Below are 18,169 nucleotides of genomic sequence, written 5' to 3'. Positions count from 1 at the left end.
ATTGTGTGTGAAATTTAAAATAATCGGGGGTGATCTCGATGCAACAAGAAAGAGTGATGGTCATAACCGGTGGAGCAAAGAACATAGGTAAGGGAATCGCTTTAGAGTTTTTAAACAACGGTTGGAAGGTGGGTATCATCGATTTGGACGAGCAAGGGCTGAAAGAGTTTCCTATCAGCGAAGATCTCCTGACTTACTGGGGTGATGTTTCTGACGAATGTGCAGTCAAAGATTTCTATGGAAAGGTGAAATCGAGATTTGGCAGACTCGATGTGCTCATCAACAACGCAGCCATTGGGGGTTTTAAAGATTTTCTTCAACTGAGTGTTGCAGAATGGTCTCGTGTGATTCAGGTCAATCTAACTGGTTATTTTCTCATGGCACGATTTGGTGTTCCACTCATCTTAGAAAACCCGGGCACAGGTGCGATCATAAACATTTCTTCAACAAGAGCTTTGATGTCTGAACCTGGTAACGAAGCCTACAGTGCCTCGAAGGCAGGTATCTTAGGTTTGACTCACGCTTTGGCAAACTCGCTTGGTCCAAAGATCAGAGTGAACGCCGTTTGCCCAGGTTGGATCTTGCATGAAGATGAAATCATAAGTGAAAAAGAACATTCACAGCACTTGGTTGGCAGAGCCGGCACGATAAAAGATATCGCGCAGTTAGTATTCTTCTTGGCAGACGAGGAAAAAAGTGGTTTCATAACCGGGCAGCACTTTGTCATCGATGGTGGTATGACAAAAAAGATGATCTATCTGTAATAATCAGTCTTTCCTCTGCCTGCTTGTGCTCTAAGTTTATCAATGATCTTGGAGGTGTACTCTTTGAGGATAGTCAGTTTAGTTTCTGGTTTTACAGAAACCTTGTTCGAGATAGATGCCAAAGATCAAGTAGTCGGTGTCTCAACTTATTGTTCTCGTTATGTCAAAGATCTTCAAGCTGTAGTTGTGGGAGATTATCTGAGCGTCGACAAGCAACAACTTCGAACTCTTAAGCCAGATCTTGTTTTGCTCACCACCGGTGTCCAAGAAAAGCTTGCAGCTCAACTGAAGAGGGAAGGTTTTACAATCTTTGTCTTACCATTGGCAAAGTCCATCAGCGGCATTTGGGAGAACATCATCACCTTGGGTGGACTGACAGGCAAATTGAAGGAAGCCAAAGAACTCGTTCACAAACAACAAATGAAACTGTGTAACTTACAAGAACAGAATGACTTCAACCACGAACCTATTTATGTTGAACTTTGGCTTGGCAGGTATCTTAGAACCATAGGTGGCTTGAGCTTCATAGACGATCTTGTCTACTTTGCTGGTGGAAAGAACATCTTCTCAGATCTCTGTGAAAGCTACATAACACCAGATCTGAAAGCTGTTGAAATGCTCAAGCCCAAGACGGCGATATTCTTTCAAGAACCTGATTTTCCCATAGATCCTTCAGAAATTCTTCGCTCACGCAAATGGAATTGGTTTCAAAAGATCATACACTCAGGGATAACAAAGGGCAGAAACATCATTCATGACGGTCCTTCCATACTCGACACGATCTTTTGGTTGAGTGAACAACTCCATGAAACTCAAACACAAAGGCTATGTTAAGCAAGAAGCACTGAGTGTTAACTTTGAGTTCAAGAGCACAAAATCAGGAGAAAAAACTCCAACAATGAAGAAAAAGAGACCTGCATGTCTTTTTTTCATCAAATCTCCGCTCGATAGCCGATAATGACTGTTCATTGCGTTTGACAATCTCTAAGAAAGTAGTACGATGAGGTTAGTAATTCACCTTAACTAACCTAAAAGAACCACAATTCCTTTGGGGAGGGGTTGGCATGAAAAAGGTCGTTGCTTCACTGTTTCTGTGCTTTGCAATCGTCACACTCATGGCAAGCACGATCGATCTGAACACCATCTTTGGACCAGAAGACCTTGGCTACTACATTCAGCGAAACCAGATGTTCTACGACAAAACAGGCGTGCGTGTGAACATCACCGTCGTTCCCTATGGAAGAGATCAAAACATCAAACTCATCGCCTCGATGCTTGCCGGCGGCTCACAGTATGACATTTTCATCATCGACTGTGTAGAGGTACCTATGTACGTTGAGTCAGGCTGGGTGTTACCAGTCGACGAATGGCTCACCGAGGACTTGAAAAATGACGCAGTTCCATTTGCGCTCAGCGGCATGGCATACAAAGGTCATTGGTACGGTTTGCCGTGGGTTTCTGAATGGAAATCCTTCGTCTACAACCGAGAGCTCATCAAAAAAGTCGGTTACACGGAGTTCCCGAAAACCTGGGACGGTGTGGTCGAGCTTTCAAAGAAGCTACAGCAAGCAGGGCTTGTGAAGTATGCCACCGCCTGGTCTTGGGCGCAAAAGGAATCACTGATATGTGACTTTGTAGCGATTCTTTCAAGCTTTGGCGGCAAATTCTTCGATGAGAATCTCAATCCTGTATTCAACGATGAGAAGGGCGTTCAGGCAGTGCAGTTCATGGTCGATATGATCTACAAACATCAAATTGTGAATCCAGAATCGCTTGCCTGGACTGAGACAGAAGTGTACAAAGCAATCTACAACAAAGACATCGCCTTTGGCATGATGTGGGGTCTGCCACTCATAGATTTGGATAACCCAGAGATATCGAACGGTCCTGGTGAGTGGGAGATAGGATTAATGCCGTCTGTTGATGGCAAGCACCCATACAGTGTCTCTGGACCAATGGGTTGGGCGATCTCTTACGGCACGAAAAATCCAAAGGAAGCCTTCGAGTACATAAAGTTCCTCGCTGGTCCAGAGGGATCTCTTGATGCGGCGTTAAAGGCTGGAATCGTCCCTGGTTGGAAATCGGTGTGGGAAAATCCAGAGTTTCAAAAGACCGTCAGAGGTTTAGACAAAATGTATGAACAGGCGATGTACATCGTCCACAGACCACAGGTGCCTTGGTACTTAGAATTCTCTTCTGCCCTACAAGAAGAGCTCCACAATGCACTGACTCGCAGAAAGTCTCCTCAAGCTGCTTTAAACGACGCTGCAAAAGCTGCCATCAACATTCGTGACGAGTGGCAAAAAAAGAATAAGTAAGACAAGGCGGGCTAACCCCCGCCTTTCTTAAGCAAGACCAGAGGGGGTTAACAGACTTTGGAAAGAAGAAAAAAAAGACTTGGTTATTTGATAATCCTACCCGCTGTCTTGATATTAATCTTGGTTCTTTTGTTTCCTCTTTCGTATGCCTTTTATCTGAGTCTCTTCGATGTGAGATTTCTTCGCGGAAAGATATCTTTTTCTTTTGTTGGGCTAAGAAATTACCTCGACGTATTCATCGACAAAACGTGGTGGCGTTCTTTCTTGAACACCAGCTATTTTGTGATCGTCGATGTGACTGTGGGCATCTTTCTTGGTTTTGTGGGTGCCTTGATTTTGAACAAAAGACTTCCATTGAAGTCTTTGTGGATCTCCTTGGTTCTTCTGCCTTACGTACTACCTCCAATTGTTCATGCTTTGATATGGAAGTGGGCTTTTAACGCCAGTTATGGTTTTGTAAATCAAACCCTCATTCTACTTGGCATCATCGACAAACCTATCTACTGGCTCACAAACCCAAAGTGGGCTCTGCCTTCTTTGCTCATTGCAAATCTTTGGCAGGGTACTGCCTTTGCAACGATCATATATCTTGGAGGAATGAAATCAATTCCAGATGAGCTTTACGAAGCCGCCAAGATAGATGGTGCGCGCGGCATTCAATCTGTTTGGTATATAACAGTTCCACTGCTCAAGCCGTTTACTCAACTCCTTCTGGTGATGAAAACTATCTTGACTTTTAAACTTTTCGAACTGGTCTATGCAGTGACAGGTGGTGGACCAGCCGGACTCACCAGAGTAGTCTCTTACGAGATCTACAGAACCGCCTTTGAGGCATACAAATTTGGCAGAGCTTCAGCAATGTCTTACATCTTACTTGGCATAGTTTCTCTGCTGGTGATCTTCTATCGAAAGCTACTGTTCACCTACGCTGGGGAGGAATAACTGTGCGCATACTCTACAAGATACTGCTGATCGTCGGCTTGCTCTTATTAGTCATAGCCTCAGTCATTCCAATATATTGGACCTTCGCCACGAGTCTTTCAAAGGATCGTGATCTGTCAAAAACATCGCGCAGCTGGTTTCCTCCACATCCAACATGGGAGAATTACAGGAATGTTTTGGGACTGAAAAAAGATGTCTACAGTGTCGGTTATCAATTCAGAAGAACGATTTTGAACAGCATTGTTGTCTCTGTTTTTGTGACCTTCGTCACACTTTTTCTCGCAATATTGGCTGCGTATGCCATCGAAAGGCTGCAGGTACCGCTGAGAGAGTACATCAGTTTCTTTGTCGTTTTAACACAAATGCTTCCGCCTGCGATCTTGGTGATCCCAATCTACCTGATACTCTCGCGTTTCAATCTTCTTGACAATAAACTCTCTCTATCGATTGTCTATGTTGCATTGAACCTGCCGTTCGCGATGTGGATAGTTGGTTCGTATTTCAGAAGAATTCCTGCCTCCATGGAGGAAGCTGCGATAATAGATGGCTGTAGTTACCTCAAAGCACTCTGGAAGATCCTGCTTCCCATCTCCAAACCTGCTCTTTTCACATCAAGCATCTTTGTCTTTTTGGCGGCTTGGAACGAATTCATCATGGCGTTAGTTCTCACAACAAGCCTGAATGCAAAGACGATGCCCATCAGTGTTGCTGAGTTCATGGGAAGATTCTACACCAGCTACCCGCTCATGACCGCAGCAGGAGTCATATCGATGATTCCACCGATCGTCTTTGCTATCGCCTTCCAACCGTTCTTGGTTGAAGGTCTTGCCAAAGGTGCTGTGAAAGAGTGAAAATTACAATTATTATAGAGGGAGCTGAATAAGTTGAAAAACTCACAGATGCTTGTTCTCAAATTCATAAGAAAAAACTCCTTAGTCTCGCGGGCGAAGATAGCAAAGTCTGTCGGACTGAGCAAGCCGGCTGTGTCTGAGGCAGTGGATCATCTGCTCAAGCTCGGTGTCATCAAGGAAGTGAAGAAGGGTGAAAGCTCAAAACGTGGTGGCAAGAGACCCATACTTTTGGAGTTCAATCCACAGTTCCGCTTTGTAGTCGGCGTAGATCTTGGTGGAACAAATCTGCGCGTTGCATTGACAGATCTCAATGGAAAGATCTTACACAGAAATGATTTTTCTTCCAAAGGTATCTCTTCACCCGAGCTTCTGCTCGATAGAATAGTCGATGCGATCAAATCTTTGAACTTTGAGCCAAAGTCAGTTCTTGGGATTGGTGTTGGAGTACCTGGCACCGTGGATCCAAAGAGTGGTCTGGTCAGGTACATGCCCGCCTTTGGCATCAAAGATTTCCCCTTGAAAGAGGCTCTGCAAAATACATTTAAGAAACCAGTACTTTTGGGTAACGATGTGACTTTGAACGCGCTGGGTGAAATGTGGAAAGGTTCTGCTAAGGGAAAGAAAAATCTCTTACTGGTTTCTCTCGGCACCGGTACAGGCATGGGAATCATCATAAATGGTGAACTGTACGAAGGATCAAACGGAATGGCTGGTGAATTGGGTTACACAATCACAGATTGGAGCAGAGAAAAGGATCACAACTTTCCATTTGGAAGGCTCGAAAGATGGTTCTCTGGATATGCCTTCGAAAAGATCCTGCTGAAAGATTCTGCCCACACTTCTGTCAAAGATTTCTTCGAGTTGGCACAGAAAGATTCAGTCTTGGCGAGTTTCTTAGAAGAAGCCTGTGGACATCTTGCGTTGGCAATCTCTAACGCAGTTTGTCTCTTTGATCCTGAGATCGTTGTTCTCGGTGGAGCAATAGGCTACAACCAGTATGAAATAATCACAAGCAAAGTCATGCCGATTCTCAAGAGTACAGTACCGAATGAAATACTCGAACACATTTCATTTGAAAGAGCATCTCTCGGTGACAGTGGTGTATTACTCGGTGCTGTGAACTTAGTTCAGCGTGAGATCTTTGTCGTTTGAAAAATAATCTACAGCCTTACGTGGAGTGTCAAAGTGCAGATTCTTCACAGACTGGGTTCTGCAGATCCGCTTGTTCAAGCTCCTGTCATACCACACCAAAAACTTGCTGAGAACATTCACCGTTGATATCTTCATTTGCATCAAGGTGGCAACACTGCAGAAAACTTATGCACCTTGAAGAGCATACAAAAGGACAGCAATACATTCATCGACAAGAAAAGGTAAGCCAGCGCCTTCAGTTGTGTCCTTCCCGAAAGGTTTCTTTCAAGACACCATACAGCTTCCTGAATCTGGCATAGACTTTCTCATAGAGTTCTCCATTCTCTTGTCTTGGAATCGTTGTTTCTCTTAGTTTGAACCAATCTCTTGATATCTTTCTCACATCGAGATTGAAATAACCAGAGCACGCCAGCATTGCCGCACCGTAAGATGCTCCTTCATTCACAAGAGGTTTTTGTATCTCAACACCGAGTACATCTGCCAACATCTGATTCCACACCTTACTCTTTGAGCCTCCTCCAGCGATGCGGACTGCCTTCACTTCCAGACCAAGTTCCTTGAGAATCTCAAAGGAATCTTTTATTCCAAAGCTTACCCCCTCGAATATTGCTCTTACAACATCCCACTTCGAATGAAAAGAAGAAAGCCCAAAGAATACTCCTCTTGCGTATGGATCTCTGTGTGGTGTTCTTTCACCGTTCAGATAAGGCAGAAAAAGAATTCCACTTGAACCAATTGGTACCTTCGCCACAGACTCGTTTATTTCATCATACTCTTCATACAAGAACCGCTCTTTAAACCATTCAAGAGAGTACGTAGCAGTGAGCATCACACCCATGTGGTACCTCATCTTGGGAACCGTGTGTGCAAAGAAGTGAACTCTACCTTTCGGATCGTACGAACCAGTGTACGTTGGTGCCACCACCGTCCCTGAGGTGCCAAGACTCACCATCACATCGCCCGGCTCAGTCACATTGACACCGAGCGCCGCACATGCGTTATCGGCACCTCCCGCGACAACTATTACCTCGTCAAAATTAAGCTCTCTTGCGATCTCATCTTTGACCTTCCCCACGATCCCGTTCGACGGCAAGATCTCGGGAAGGATCTCTTTCGACAGCTTCAGTGCTTTGAGAATGTCCTCACTCCAACACATCTTCGAGAGATCGTAGATCGTTGTTCCAGAAGCGTCTGAATGCTCCGTTTTTATGCTGCCTGTGAGCATGTAGTTAATGAAATCCTTTGGAAGCATTATCTTGTAGATCTTTTCGTACACCTCAGGCTCGTTTTTTCTCAACCAAAGCAGCTTTGGCAGTGTGAAACCAGTCAGGATTGGATTACCGACCATCTTCAAGACCTGCTCTTCTTTTCCGAGCAAGTTAGTCGCTTCCTCGCACTCAGTGTAAGTTCTCTGATCACACCAGAGTATTGCATCTCGAAGCACATGACCTTCCTTGTCAATGACCACCAGGCTGTGCATTTGTCCACTCGTCGCAAGAGCTCTTATCGTTCCTCCAATTCTCGTCGCATGGTCTGAAAGTGCTTTCAAAACCTTGAATGCTGCGGTCCACCACTCGTTGGGATCTTGTTCTGCCCAAGCAGGCTTCGGGGTCGACAGAGAAAGCTTTTCGCCGTGCACTGCAAGGAGTTTTCCATTTTGATCAACAAGAATTCCTTTCACTCCAGTTGTTCCGAGGTCTAAACCTACGAGCAGTTCCACAAATATCACCTCACATCACGTTCTCGATGATGTTGTCAACAGCGAGAACAGCAGCACCTACCAGATTTGAACTTATGGTTCTGAAGATCGAAGGTCTTATCTTCAATCCACTTGCGGCATCCTTCAATGCCCTCTGTTTGACCTCTTCTTCTATGATCTGGTAGAAGTACTCCCCAAGATCTTGAACCTCTCCGCCCAGTATCACTATCTCTGGATTTAGGATATTCACGACGTTCACAATACCGATTGCGATGTTCTGTGCCAATTTCTCTAAGACCTTTCTACTGTCCTTCTTCTTTTTCAAGGCTGCAAACTTCTCTATCGCGTTCTTGCCTTCCAGTTTGCCATCGTAGTGTTCTATTGCCCAGTTAATTGAAGCATAGAATTCCCAGCAACCTTTGTTCAAACAATGACAGCGCCTGTCGGAGTTCATGTCCACCGTCATGTGTCCAGCCTCACCGGCTGTGTACGTTGGACCTCGGTACAGCTTTCCATCGATGAGAACACCCGTGCCAACACCTTCTCTCACTACGATGAAAACTGCCTCTTTCACTTCTTTCATGTCCGCCGAGTGATATTTTTCTGCGAAGACCGAAAGATTGGCTTCGTTGTCTGCGAGTATCGGAACATCCAAATGCAGAAACTCACCTATGGACACATCACGCCAGCCCAGGTTCGGTGCCATCAATATTCGATTTTCTTCCATGTTCACCATACCTGGTACGGAAAAAGAAACGCGACTGATTTTATTGTTGGCAGAATACTTTTCATAGATCTCTCTCACCTTTGCGAAAAATTCTTCAGGCACTTTGGGCGTGCCGAACGAGCCACCGAGTACCACTATGCCATCGAAGTACCCCAGCCCGTAAGTAGTGACGTTCACACCAACGTCGAAGACAAGACTGAGGAACGCTTCGTTCTTTATGTCGAGCAAGATTCGGCGCCGTCCCGGAGAATTCTTTCCCTCTGAACCTATCTCCTGTACGAAACCTTCGTCGATCAGTTCTTTTGTGATCCGTGTTACACTGCTCGGTGTCAATCCAGTGATTTCAGAGATCTCCGAGCGTGACAAAGGTCGACTCTCGTGTACGATCTTCAAAATATTTCTCTTGTTCAGCACTTTGATCCACGGTGAGTTGTATTTTTTCAAAATTCATACCTCCCGCGATGAAAAAATCTCTTGCAGAAATTTTATCTTGTTTTGGATGTGATACGACCCTCCTCCTTCGTGACCCGCGAAAGGATAAACTTCGATTTGCTTCGCTCCAGCGTAATGATTGTATGCGGCGAAGACCGTAGAAGGTGGACATATGTCGTCCATCAGTGCCACAGAGAACAAGGCAGAAGCTCTTGCTCTCGCGGCAAAGTTCACCCCATCGAAGTAAGACAAAGTCCTGAAGACTGTTTCGGTCTGATCTGGATGAATCTTACAATATCTACTGATCTCAGCGTACGGCGTGCTGTCCACCAGTTCCACTGCGCGCTCAAAATGGCACAAAAAGGGTACATCACAGATCAAAGCTTTCACTTTTCTTGAAAGAGCCGCGGTGGCGATCGCAATACCACCACCTTGGCTCGTTCCCCCCACGGCCATTCTCTCTGCGTCGACGTAGGGAAGATGCATGACAGACTCAACAGCCATAACCGCGTCGGTGAAGACTCTTCTATAGTAATAAGTTTGTGGATCAAGTATGCCCCTCGTCATGAAGCCAGGATACTGTGGTCCTTGAGAAGATTCGTAGTCTGGAGTGTCGCCCTTGAGCCAACTGCTGCCTTGACCGCGTGTGTCCATGACAAAGTGTGCATAGTTTGCACAAGCGTATATCAACCAGTCGTGTGGAAAACCTCTGCCTCCACCGTAACCAACGAACTCGACCACACACGGTAGATTCTCTTTAGTACCTTTCGGAACGATGAACCACGCCTTGATCTTCTGCCCCATGTATCCACTGAAGGTCACATCATAAGTTCTCAGCACCTTCAAACCAACGTCCACTTCATTGAAGATTGGTGGTTCAAATCTCTCTAAACTCTGTTGTATCGTTTCACGCCAAAACTCGCCAAAGTCTGGCTCTTCTCTTCTCTCGGGAAGATACTGCCTCAGCTGTTCCAGCGGCAGATCGTACTGTGCCACTCAGAATACCTCCGTTTCACTGAAGAATCTTCTCGAGGTTGGAACTTTTCTTTCTTCACCAACCAGTTCCACCTCTTCACAGAACTTGATATCGGCAGATGAAGCACCCACCATGAACTTGTAGATGCCCGGCTCAACGACAAGCTCCATCCTCCGATTGTAATAAGCCAGAACATCGGTGTGTACTCTGAACTGTACTGTTCTGCTTTGACCTGGCTCGAGCTGCACTCTCACAAACCCTTTCAGTTCCTTCACAGGTCTTGTCACCGAACCATTCTCTCGACCGACATAAAGCTGAACAACTTCTTCTCCTGCCACCTCTCCAACGTTCTTCAGATCAACCTTCACGATGATCTCACCGGCTGTTGGAACTTGCTTAGATTCTATACAAAAGTTCGAATACTCAAACTTTGTGTAAGAAAGACCATGCCCAAATGGATAGAGTGGTTCGACAGGTTCATCCACGTAGTCCTTGTGCCAGTGTGATCTTCCACCAGAAGGTTTCACATAATGGAAAACAGGAAGCTGTCCAGCGCTCCTTGGAAAACTGATCGGAAGTTTTCCAGATGGATTGACCTTGCCAAGCAGTACATCGACAATCGCTTGTCCACCAGCCTCTGCTGGCAACCATGCCTCCACGATTGCGTTCATCTTGTCCTCAACAATCTCTAAGGCATATGGTCTACCTGTCACAAGCACCAACACGATGGGCTTTTTCACCTTTGCGAGTTCCAAGAGCAGTTTCTCTTGAAGACCTGGTAGTCTCAAATTCGCACTGTCTCTTGATTCACCAGAGGTGCAATCTTTCGTTAAACCAGATCTATCACCCATCACTGCTATGATCACATCACACTTCTCTGCCAAAGTCACTGCTTCACGTATAGCTTGTTCATCTCCTTCGAGCACACCACAGCCTTCAGCCCATTCAAGATCAATACCTTCATTTTTCAGAAGATCGTACACATCTCTAACGTGCTGCAGTTCGTTGTTGACGACCTCCTCCACCTTTTTCAAATTGAAGGTTGGTGCGTTGACCGCTGCCAAGTTGACAGTATCAAGTAGAGCCTTTATGTGAGTGTAGTAAGAGTAGTCACCAAACATATTTCGCACGTTCCTTGAGTTTGGTCCAACCAGCGCTACTTTTAGCCCTTTCTTCAAAGGCAGTATTCCATCGTTCTTCAAAAGAACGATCGATTTTCTTGCAACTTCCAGTGCGAGATCGCCGTGCTTTGGCAGTTGCTCACACTCTTCAACGTACGGTCTTTCAAAGAGTCCAAGCTTGAACTTCATCAGTAACACTCTGAAGACCGCTTCATCCAGAACACTCTCGGAAAGTTGACCGCTCTCAACAAGCTTCTTCAACTCGTAGTAGCAATCCATCTTGGGAAGTTCTATGTCTATGCCTGCCTCAAGTGCCAGCTTTGCCGCCTGAGCTTTGTCTTTTGCGATCTTGTGATAGCTCCTCAAATTGTCGACAGCGAAATAATCAGAAACAACAATGCCCTTGAATCCCCATTCTTTTCTGAGCATTCTGTCCAAGAGTTCCTCTGAACAAGCACATGGAACACCATCGATCTCGCTGTAGGAGTTCATTACCGATAGAACATTTGCGCACTTCACAGCAGCCTCAAAAGGAAACATGAAAACTTCTCGCAACTCTCTTGGTGCGACGTTGCTCGGTGCCCAGTTCTTACCGCCTTCAGCAGCTCCGTACGCCACGTAGTGTTTCGTTGTCGCTATGACTCCGTTTTTCTGAATCCCTTCGATGTATCTAACTCCCATGCGCGCCACAAGATAAGGCGATTCACCAAAGCTTTCTTCGGTCCTTCCCCATCTGGGATCTCTGACCACATCCACCACGGGTGCAAGTCCTTGGTGCGCACCTATTTTTTTCATATCGCTTCCAATAGCACGTCCAACGCGATGGATAAGATCTGGATCCCACGTACTCGCCATCGCTATGGGTTGTGGAAAATTCGTTGCACCCAAGCCCATATATCCAGCAAGGCATTCTTCGTGAATGAGCGCTGGAATGCCGAGTCTGGTCTTCTCAATCAGATATTTTTGAATCTGGTTTACGAACTTGACCACCTCAGCTGGTTCCAAATTCGTTGCGCCACCTGGTCGCGTTATCTGTCCCATACCGTGTTTTAACAACTCATTGGCTTTCTTTTCAAGGAATCGCCCTTCTTCATCGAGCAGTTCATATCCCCACACTGAACCCAGTTGTGATATCTTCTCATCTAAAGTCATCTTCGAGAGCAAATCCTTTGCCCTGATCTCTGCAGATACCTTTGAATTCTTGTAAAGTTCCACATTATCAACCTCCTTTATTTGTACAGAAAGCACCTCACTTTTACCCCATCGACCTCGTAATAATCTGGCGATTCTCTCTTGCAGATTTCCATAGCAGTTGGGCATCTCCCAGCGAACTTGCATCCTGTCCTCAAATATTCCTCGTGTTCCTGTTCTGCGAGTACTACCTTTGAGGTCCAGCGTTTGGAAGGATCGGGCTCCGGCACAGATTCTCTGAGCAATCGAGTGTACGGATGCTTAGGTTCTTGAAGAACCTTATCGGCACGACCGAGTTCGACGATCTCACCGCGGAACATTACTGCCATTCGGTCGCTAACATAGTACGCCGTGGCAAGATCGTGCGTTATGTACAAAACACTGACACCAAACTTGTCGCGCAGATCTTTGAAAAGGTTCACGATGGACATTCTGAGCGAAGCATCAACCATCGACACCGGCTCGTCTGCGATGATCAAAGTTGGATTGGTCAGCAGCGCCCGAGCTATGGAGATTCGCTGAAGCTGTCCTCCAGAGAACTCACCCGGATACTTCTCACAAAACTCCTCATATGCCACGCCAACGGCATCAAGTTTTTCTTTTATGATTCTCACAACATCACTTTCTTGCTCGGTGATTTCGAAATTTCGAAGTGCTTCAAAGAAGTACCTGTCTACCTTTCTCAATGGATTGAAGGTGGAAAAAGGATTCTGAAAGATCGTTTGAATCTCTTTTCTGAGTTTGAATCTCTCTTTTGGCTTAATGTTATCTATCCTACGACCATTGTATTCGATGATTCCTTCCGTAGGATGCTCAAAGCCAAGCAAAATCTTTGCGATCGTCGTCTTGCCACAACCACTCTCGCCTGCAAGCGTGAAGACTTCTGCTCTGTTCACACCAAACGATACGTTATTCACGGCGACGATTTTAGTCCTAGAAAAAATACTGCCAATCGTGAATATCTTCGTTAGGTTCGAAACTCTCAGTATCTCAGTCAACTGTCATCCCTCCGCGAGCCAACATGCAACCTTGTGTGATTCGCTCACTTTAAAGGTGGTAGGTTGTTCCTTTTCACACTTTTGCATCTTGAACGGGCATCGCGGATGAAACGCGCACCCGCTCGGCAGATTCAAGAGCGATGGCGGACTGCCCGGAGGACTCTCCCTTTTTGATCTGTCACCGAATCTTGGCAACGACTTGATGAGGTATTGAGTGTAGGGATGTTTGGGATTGTCGAATAACTCTTCAGTCCTTCCTTCTTCTATTACTTTTCCTGCGTACATGACGCTCAACAAGTTCGTAATGTTAGCGTGCACACCCATGTCGTGGGTGACTAAAACAAGGGCACTGTGCTGCCACGTTTGTATGTCCTTCAACAGCTGAATGACAGCTCGCTGTGTCACCACATCCAGTGCGGTGGTGGCTTCATCGGCAATGATCACCTTGGGCTTCAAGACCGTCGCAAGCGCTATGGTCACTCTTTGTCTCATACCGCCAGAAAGCTGGTGCGGGTAAGCATCCAAAATCTTGAATGGCAGCCCCAGCTCCTTGAGGTGCTCTTTCGCCATCTCGTACGCTTCGTTCTTATTCTTTCCTTTTAGATGGCTTGAGATGAAGTCTCTGAAAGTGTCCTTTATCTTCAGCACTGGGTTGAGTACACTCATCGAGCCTTGGGGCACATATGAAGCAAAGGACCATCTAAACCTCTTTCTTTCAGATTCCTCAACCGAGTACAGATCGATCGCTTTAGTGCCATCCACGTAGTACACTTTTCCATCGACCATTCTCAAAGGTGGTTCAACAGCTGCGAAGAGAACCTTAAGAAAGGTGGTTTTGCCACAACCACTCTCACCAGCGATTCCGTGTATTGAGCCTTCCAGAACATCCAGATCAACTTCGTCTACCGCCCTGACGGTCCTCTGCTTACCAAAGATTTCAAGAACATAGTACGCTTTGACCTTCTTCGCTTCGATCAACGTCTTCATCGGCAACACCTCAAGCTCTACCTACTCTTTGAATTCTCATTCTCGGATCGAGGTATTCACTAATGCTCACAGACATCAGATACAGAGCGATGAACAAGAAGACACTCGTCGTCACTGGCGTGAGGATCCACCACCAATAACCTAAGAGAATCGATTGATAGTTGATTGCCCAGTATAGCATTGTGCCGATCATCGGTGTTTCAAGATTCAAAACACCAAGGATCGCCAGGACGATCTCCATCCCGATTGCCCAAGACATATTACCAATGAGTGTTGCAAAGATCAAAGGAATCAAGAATGGCATATACTCTTTAAAGACTATTGAGAGCGTGGAAGAACCCGAAAGAACGGCAGTGTAAATGAAATCTCTTTCACGCAGGCTCAGCACCTGAGATCTTATCACTCTGGCGTCCCAAGCCCAACCGAACATACCAAGCAACAACCCAAGCCCAGCCAAGTTCATCCTTCCTTTAACCATCACAGCAAACATGATTATGATCAAGAGCAAAGGGATGATCAAAAAAGAATCACTGAGGAACATGAGAATCTTATCGACCTTGCCCCCCTTGTGACCAGCCGTCAGACCGATAATGATAGCTATGACGCGCGATATCATACTGGCGATCAAAGACATAGTCAGAGAGTTACGCACGGCAAAGGTGAGCAGCCAAAAGATGTCTTGGCCTGTGGAAGTCGTGCCCAGTACGTGTGGCCACTGGGGTGGAAGATCACGCTGCACAACGTTCCATCTGTAGGGATCGTAAGGCGAAAAGAAGCTCAGCACAGACAAAATCAAAAGAACCAAACACACCGCGAAAGCGAACTTGAATCTACCATCTCTCAGAAGATCTCTCAGTGTTTTCATCGCATCCACCTCATCTGTATCTGACTCTCGGGTCGAAGATCGGATAGAGCAAATCTATCACAAGGATGCTCGTCGTTATGACGAAGATTGACATGCTCATTATGCCCATGAGCAGGTTGTAATCGCCCGTGAAGATCGCATTGTAAAGCAGTGTGCCCAGCCCCGGGTAAGAGAAGACGATCTCTGTGATCAATGCACCACTGAAGATCTGACCCAATGAGAGTGCTAACCCCGTGATCTGTGGCAGCATCGCATTTCTCATAACATACCTTCTCACGATCTTCGACTGGCTCAAACCTCCAAGTTTCGCGTAAGAAACGAAATCTTCATTTTTAACACTCTGAACAACGAGTTTCATGGCTTGAAACCACAGAAAGACACCTAAGAGTATCAAGGACATAGCCGGCAGAAAAGCATGCTTCAGCAGTATCAAAATACTGCGAAGATCAAAGCCTATCCTTCCACCTATGAGAAACCCTCCACCCAAAGGAAAGATCGGGATGAAATATGCAAAAAGCAAGAGCAACGACAGAGCCAGAACATAATATGGCATCGGTCTTATCACCATGGAAAGAACATCCAGAATCTTTGCCCAACTTTTTTGAGGAAAGTAACCTCCCAACGCTCCCAAGACGTTACCAAAGATCCAAGAAACCAATGTCGTTGTGAGCAAAAGCCCGAGTGTCCACGGCAAAGACTGTCTTATCAAAGACATGACCGGTACAGGGAACTGAAAGTATGACGGTCCAAAATCACCTCTGAACAATCTTTTCCAAAAAGCCCAGTACTGCTCCCAGAGAGAACCCTTCAAGCCGTACAACTCTTTGAGCGTCTCGATCATATAATTCATTGCCTTTGGGTCCAGATAAGCTCCAGTTGATGTTATCTGTCCTATCATTTGTTGAATGGGGTCCATCGGAAGCAATCTTGGAATTACAAAAACGATAGTGACTCCAACAACAATTACAAGAAGGTAGATAAGGATCCTGGGGAGAAAGTAAGTCCTAAAGAATCTCAAAGCTTCGACCTCCTTTGAAAAATATGCCGGGGCGCGTAAACGCCCCAGCTTGCATCATTTCTTACCTGTTGGTTTCAAGAATGGCAGCATGTACTTAAGGTTTGGCCAGTGGTGATACGGTTGAGAGTACATGTTCTCGGCACCTGGATAGTTCGTCCAGTAGTATTCATCCCATGCCACAACACCTGGATAGTTGAAGGTTGGAATACCGGCCATCTCCTTGATCAACAATTTGAGTCCTTCCAAGCCAACAGTGACGATGCCTTCAGTGTCGTTCCAATCAGTTTCCTTGAGTTTGGCGATGACAGCATCCATCTCTGGGTTAGTCCATCGTCCATAGTTCCCCCACGGTGCATTTTCTCCAATGGGTACCAGATACTGTGAGTTGTACGGATCAAAGACTCTGAAGAGATCTGGGTGACCTCCCCACGGCTCTGCGGCGGGCCAGTCCGTAGTGATCTCGAACTCTCCGCGCTGCCCCAGTGTTGCCAGAGCATCGCTGGTCATGACGGTAACATCGATTCCAAACTTCTTCCATGCTTGTGATGCAGCAAAACCGTTTCTATAACTTGGGTGTGCTGGGTTCGTAGTCGTCAAAATCGTGATCGTCCATGGCTTACCATCTGGTAGCAGCCACTTACCCGTCTTGGGATCTCTCTTGAATCCGTTCTTGATCAGCAGTTTTTCTGCTACATCTGGTGCGTACTTGTACCAACCTGGTCCGAAGACCTTCTTGATCTCCTCTGGATCGGTTGGAACTTTGTAACCTCTCTTCTTGGCATACTCAGCGAGCCTTTCACCTGCAGTTGGATCGTATGGTTTGAACTTCTGTCCATCACCAAGATCAAGTTCAAAGGATTTGAGCCATTCTTCGATGCGTGTGAAGTACCAATTGTAATAGGCGCTCGTAAGCGGTAAGTGAATTGGGCTGAGCGTCACGGCACCATCGAATGCGTTTCCTGCGTATTCAACAATGTCTATAGCCAGTGTCAGAGCCCATCTTACCTCTGGATTGTTGTACGGTTCGATCGCGGTGTTCAGATGCAATCCTGTGACACATGGGTCTATGTTGACGCTCCATGGAAAGTCTCTTCTCCATGCCCTTGCGGTGTTAACTCTCTGAAGTACTGCTCTGAGACCTTCCATCGTCAAGTCTGCTGCATCCAGTTCATGTCTTGCCATTGCGAGCACTTGTTGTTCTGCGGTGCCGAAGGTTTGAATCAAAACGTACTTTGGTGCAGGTTTGCCGTAGAGCATTCCCGTGGGTGTTCTCTGCCAATCTTCTCTGAGCTCCCACAAAGTCCAGTATCCACCTGGATCGTACCCTTTCAGTACGTAAGGTCCTGTACCGACTGGTGGATTGAACTCGAAGGTCATCGGGTCTGCGGCTTTCTCAAAGACATGTTTTGGAAGAATTCTGAGCGCGCCCCATCTGTCAAGGAAATGCGTGTGGAATCTCGAGTTTGGTTCGGTGAGTTTCACCACGACGGTGTAATCATCGAGCTTTTTCACCTCTGCGACTTGTTGCAGCTGGGCGTTGTAGCTCATACCCGGCACACTCTTGCACAACTCGATCGTGTACACCACGTCGTCAGCGGTGAACGGCACACCGTCGCTCCAGTAGACGCCCTTTCTCAGTTTGATCGTCAGTTCTGTAAAATCAGAGTTGTAGATTGGTGGTTCTGCCGCCAAGGCGTTGATGATCTCACCAGTAGCGTACTCTACACACCACACCGACTCGAGCAACAGGTTCTGAATGCCTCTGTCTTGCCAGCGCCAACCTGCCCAGAGGTTGAAATTCCCTGGTGTTCCTACGCGTCCCGTGAGTTGGTTTGCAATGAATGTTTCGTTCCTCGGAACATCGGCTGCGAGCTGTGCCATGACTAAGCAGGCGAAGAGTAGTGAAACTACTAACAGCACTTTCCTCATAGATACACCCCCTTACATTGATTGCTTGCTGGAAAAATTATAATCTACACGCATTACCAAGTTCAAACGTCATTTGAGCTGGTCTGTCTGGAGAAATCCCAAGCTGTTTCTAATTTTTTCTCTCCAGCTTCTATTTTCATTCGTTATCTCGTTTTTTCTCCTTTTGCCTCTCTCATACTTGCGAAGCTATAATTAGCTG

Annotated in this window: 15 protein-coding genes; 6 read left to right on the top strand and 9 right to left on the bottom strand. The window is 46.2% G+C overall.

Going from position 1 to position 18,169, the window contains the following annotated elements; translation table 11 throughout:
• The first annotated feature begins 38 nt into the window (after positions 1–38).
• From ACSFC1_RS04480 to ACSFC1_RS04455, 6 genes are all read left to right on the top strand, one after another.
• Positions 39–764, top strand: coding sequence for an SDR family oxidoreductase (locus ACSFC1_RS04480; RefSeq protein ID WP_435564924.1), 726 nt, complete (start codon positions 39–41; stop codon positions 762–764).
• 63 nt (positions 765–827) lie between these two features.
• Positions 828–1,598: a helical backbone metal receptor gene (locus ACSFC1_RS04475; protein ID WP_435564923.1), complete on the top strand. Its 771-nt coding sequence runs from the start codon at positions 828–830 to the stop codon at positions 1,596–1,598.
• A 230-nt stretch (positions 1,599–1,828) separates the two neighbouring features.
• Complete coding sequence (locus ACSFC1_RS04470) at positions 1,829–3,082, top strand: extracellular solute-binding protein (RefSeq protein WP_435564922.1); 1,254 nt, start codon at positions 1,829–1,831, stop codon at positions 3,080–3,082.
• A 57-nt stretch (positions 3,083–3,139) separates the two neighbouring features.
• Positions 3,140–4,024 (top strand): carbohydrate ABC transporter permease, encoded by an 885-nt coding sequence (locus ACSFC1_RS04465; protein ID WP_435564921.1) that lies wholly within the window; start codon positions 3,140–3,142, stop codon positions 4,022–4,024.
• A 2-nt stretch (positions 4,025–4,026) separates the two neighbouring features.
• Positions 4,027–4,875: a carbohydrate ABC transporter permease gene (locus ACSFC1_RS04460; RefSeq protein WP_435564920.1), complete on the top strand. Its 849-nt coding sequence runs from the start codon at positions 4,027–4,029 to the stop codon at positions 4,873–4,875.
• Positions 4,876–4,908: 33 nt separating this feature from the next.
• The gene (locus ACSFC1_RS04455) at positions 4,909–6,027 is read left to right on the top strand and encodes an ROK family transcriptional regulator (RefSeq protein WP_435564919.1); all 1,119 of its coding nucleotides are present in this window, start codon (positions 4,909–4,911) and stop codon (positions 6,025–6,027) included.
• Positions 6,028–6,262: 235 nt separating this feature from the next.
• Here ACSFC1_RS04455 and xylB read toward each other — a convergent pair whose 3' ends face one another.
• The 9 genes from xylB to ACSFC1_RS04410 are packed head-to-tail and all read right to left on the bottom strand — an operon-like array spanning position 6,263 to position 17,970.
• Entirely contained in the window at positions 6,263–7,747 is a 1,485-nt protein-coding gene (gene xylB, locus ACSFC1_RS04450; RefSeq protein ID WP_435564918.1) for a xylulokinase, read from the bottom strand.
• Positions 7,748–7,757: 10 nt separating this feature from the next.
• Positions 7,758–8,897 (bottom strand): ROK family transcriptional regulator, encoded by a 1,140-nt coding sequence (locus ACSFC1_RS04445; protein WP_435564917.1) that lies wholly within the window; start codon positions 8,895–8,897, stop codon positions 7,758–7,760.
• Positions 8,898–8,900: 3 nt separating this feature from the next.
• Positions 8,901–9,881 carry an acetylxylan esterase gene (locus ACSFC1_RS04440; protein WP_435564916.1) on the bottom strand — a complete coding sequence of 327 codons (981 nt, stop codon included), beginning with the start codon at positions 9,879–9,881 and terminating at the stop codon, positions 8,901–8,903.
• Positions 9,882–12,197, bottom strand: coding sequence for a glycoside hydrolase family 3 N-terminal domain-containing protein (locus ACSFC1_RS04435; protein WP_435564915.1), 2,316 nt, complete (start codon positions 12,195–12,197; stop codon positions 9,882–9,884).
• 14 nt (positions 12,198–12,211) lie between these two features.
• Complete coding sequence (locus ACSFC1_RS04430) at positions 12,212–13,171, bottom strand: ABC transporter ATP-binding protein (RefSeq protein WP_435564914.1); 960 nt, start codon at positions 13,169–13,171, stop codon at positions 12,212–12,214.
• Positions 13,172–13,174: 3 nt separating this feature from the next.
• Positions 13,175–14,158: an ABC transporter ATP-binding protein gene (locus ACSFC1_RS04425; protein WP_435564913.1), complete on the bottom strand. Its 984-nt coding sequence runs from the start codon at positions 14,156–14,158 to the stop codon at positions 13,175–13,177.
• Positions 14,159–14,168: 10 nt separating this feature from the next.
• Positions 14,169–15,023, bottom strand: coding sequence for an ABC transporter permease (locus tag ACSFC1_RS04420; RefSeq protein ID WP_435564912.1), 855 nt, complete (start codon positions 15,021–15,023; stop codon positions 14,169–14,171).
• A 10-nt stretch (positions 15,024–15,033) separates the two neighbouring features.
• On the bottom strand, positions 15,034–16,041 hold the full coding sequence (locus ACSFC1_RS04415) for an ABC transporter permease (RefSeq protein ID WP_435564911.1): 1,008 nt from the start codon (positions 16,039–16,041) through the stop codon (positions 15,034–15,036).
• Positions 16,042–16,095: 54 nt separating this feature from the next.
• Positions 16,096–17,970, bottom strand: a complete 1,875-nt coding sequence (locus tag ACSFC1_RS04410) for an ABC transporter substrate-binding protein (RefSeq protein WP_435564910.1) — start codon at positions 17,968–17,970, stop codon at positions 16,096–16,098.
• Positions 17,971–18,169 lie beyond the last annotated feature (199 nt).

Source organism: Pseudothermotoga sp. U03pept, from assembly GCF_051235805.1.
Classification (GTDB): domain Bacteria; phylum Thermotogota; class Thermotogae; order Thermotogales; family DSM-5069; genus Pseudothermotoga_B.
Note: the sequence above shows the minus strand (reverse complement) of the source record. Positions and strands in the feature narration are given on the sequence as shown.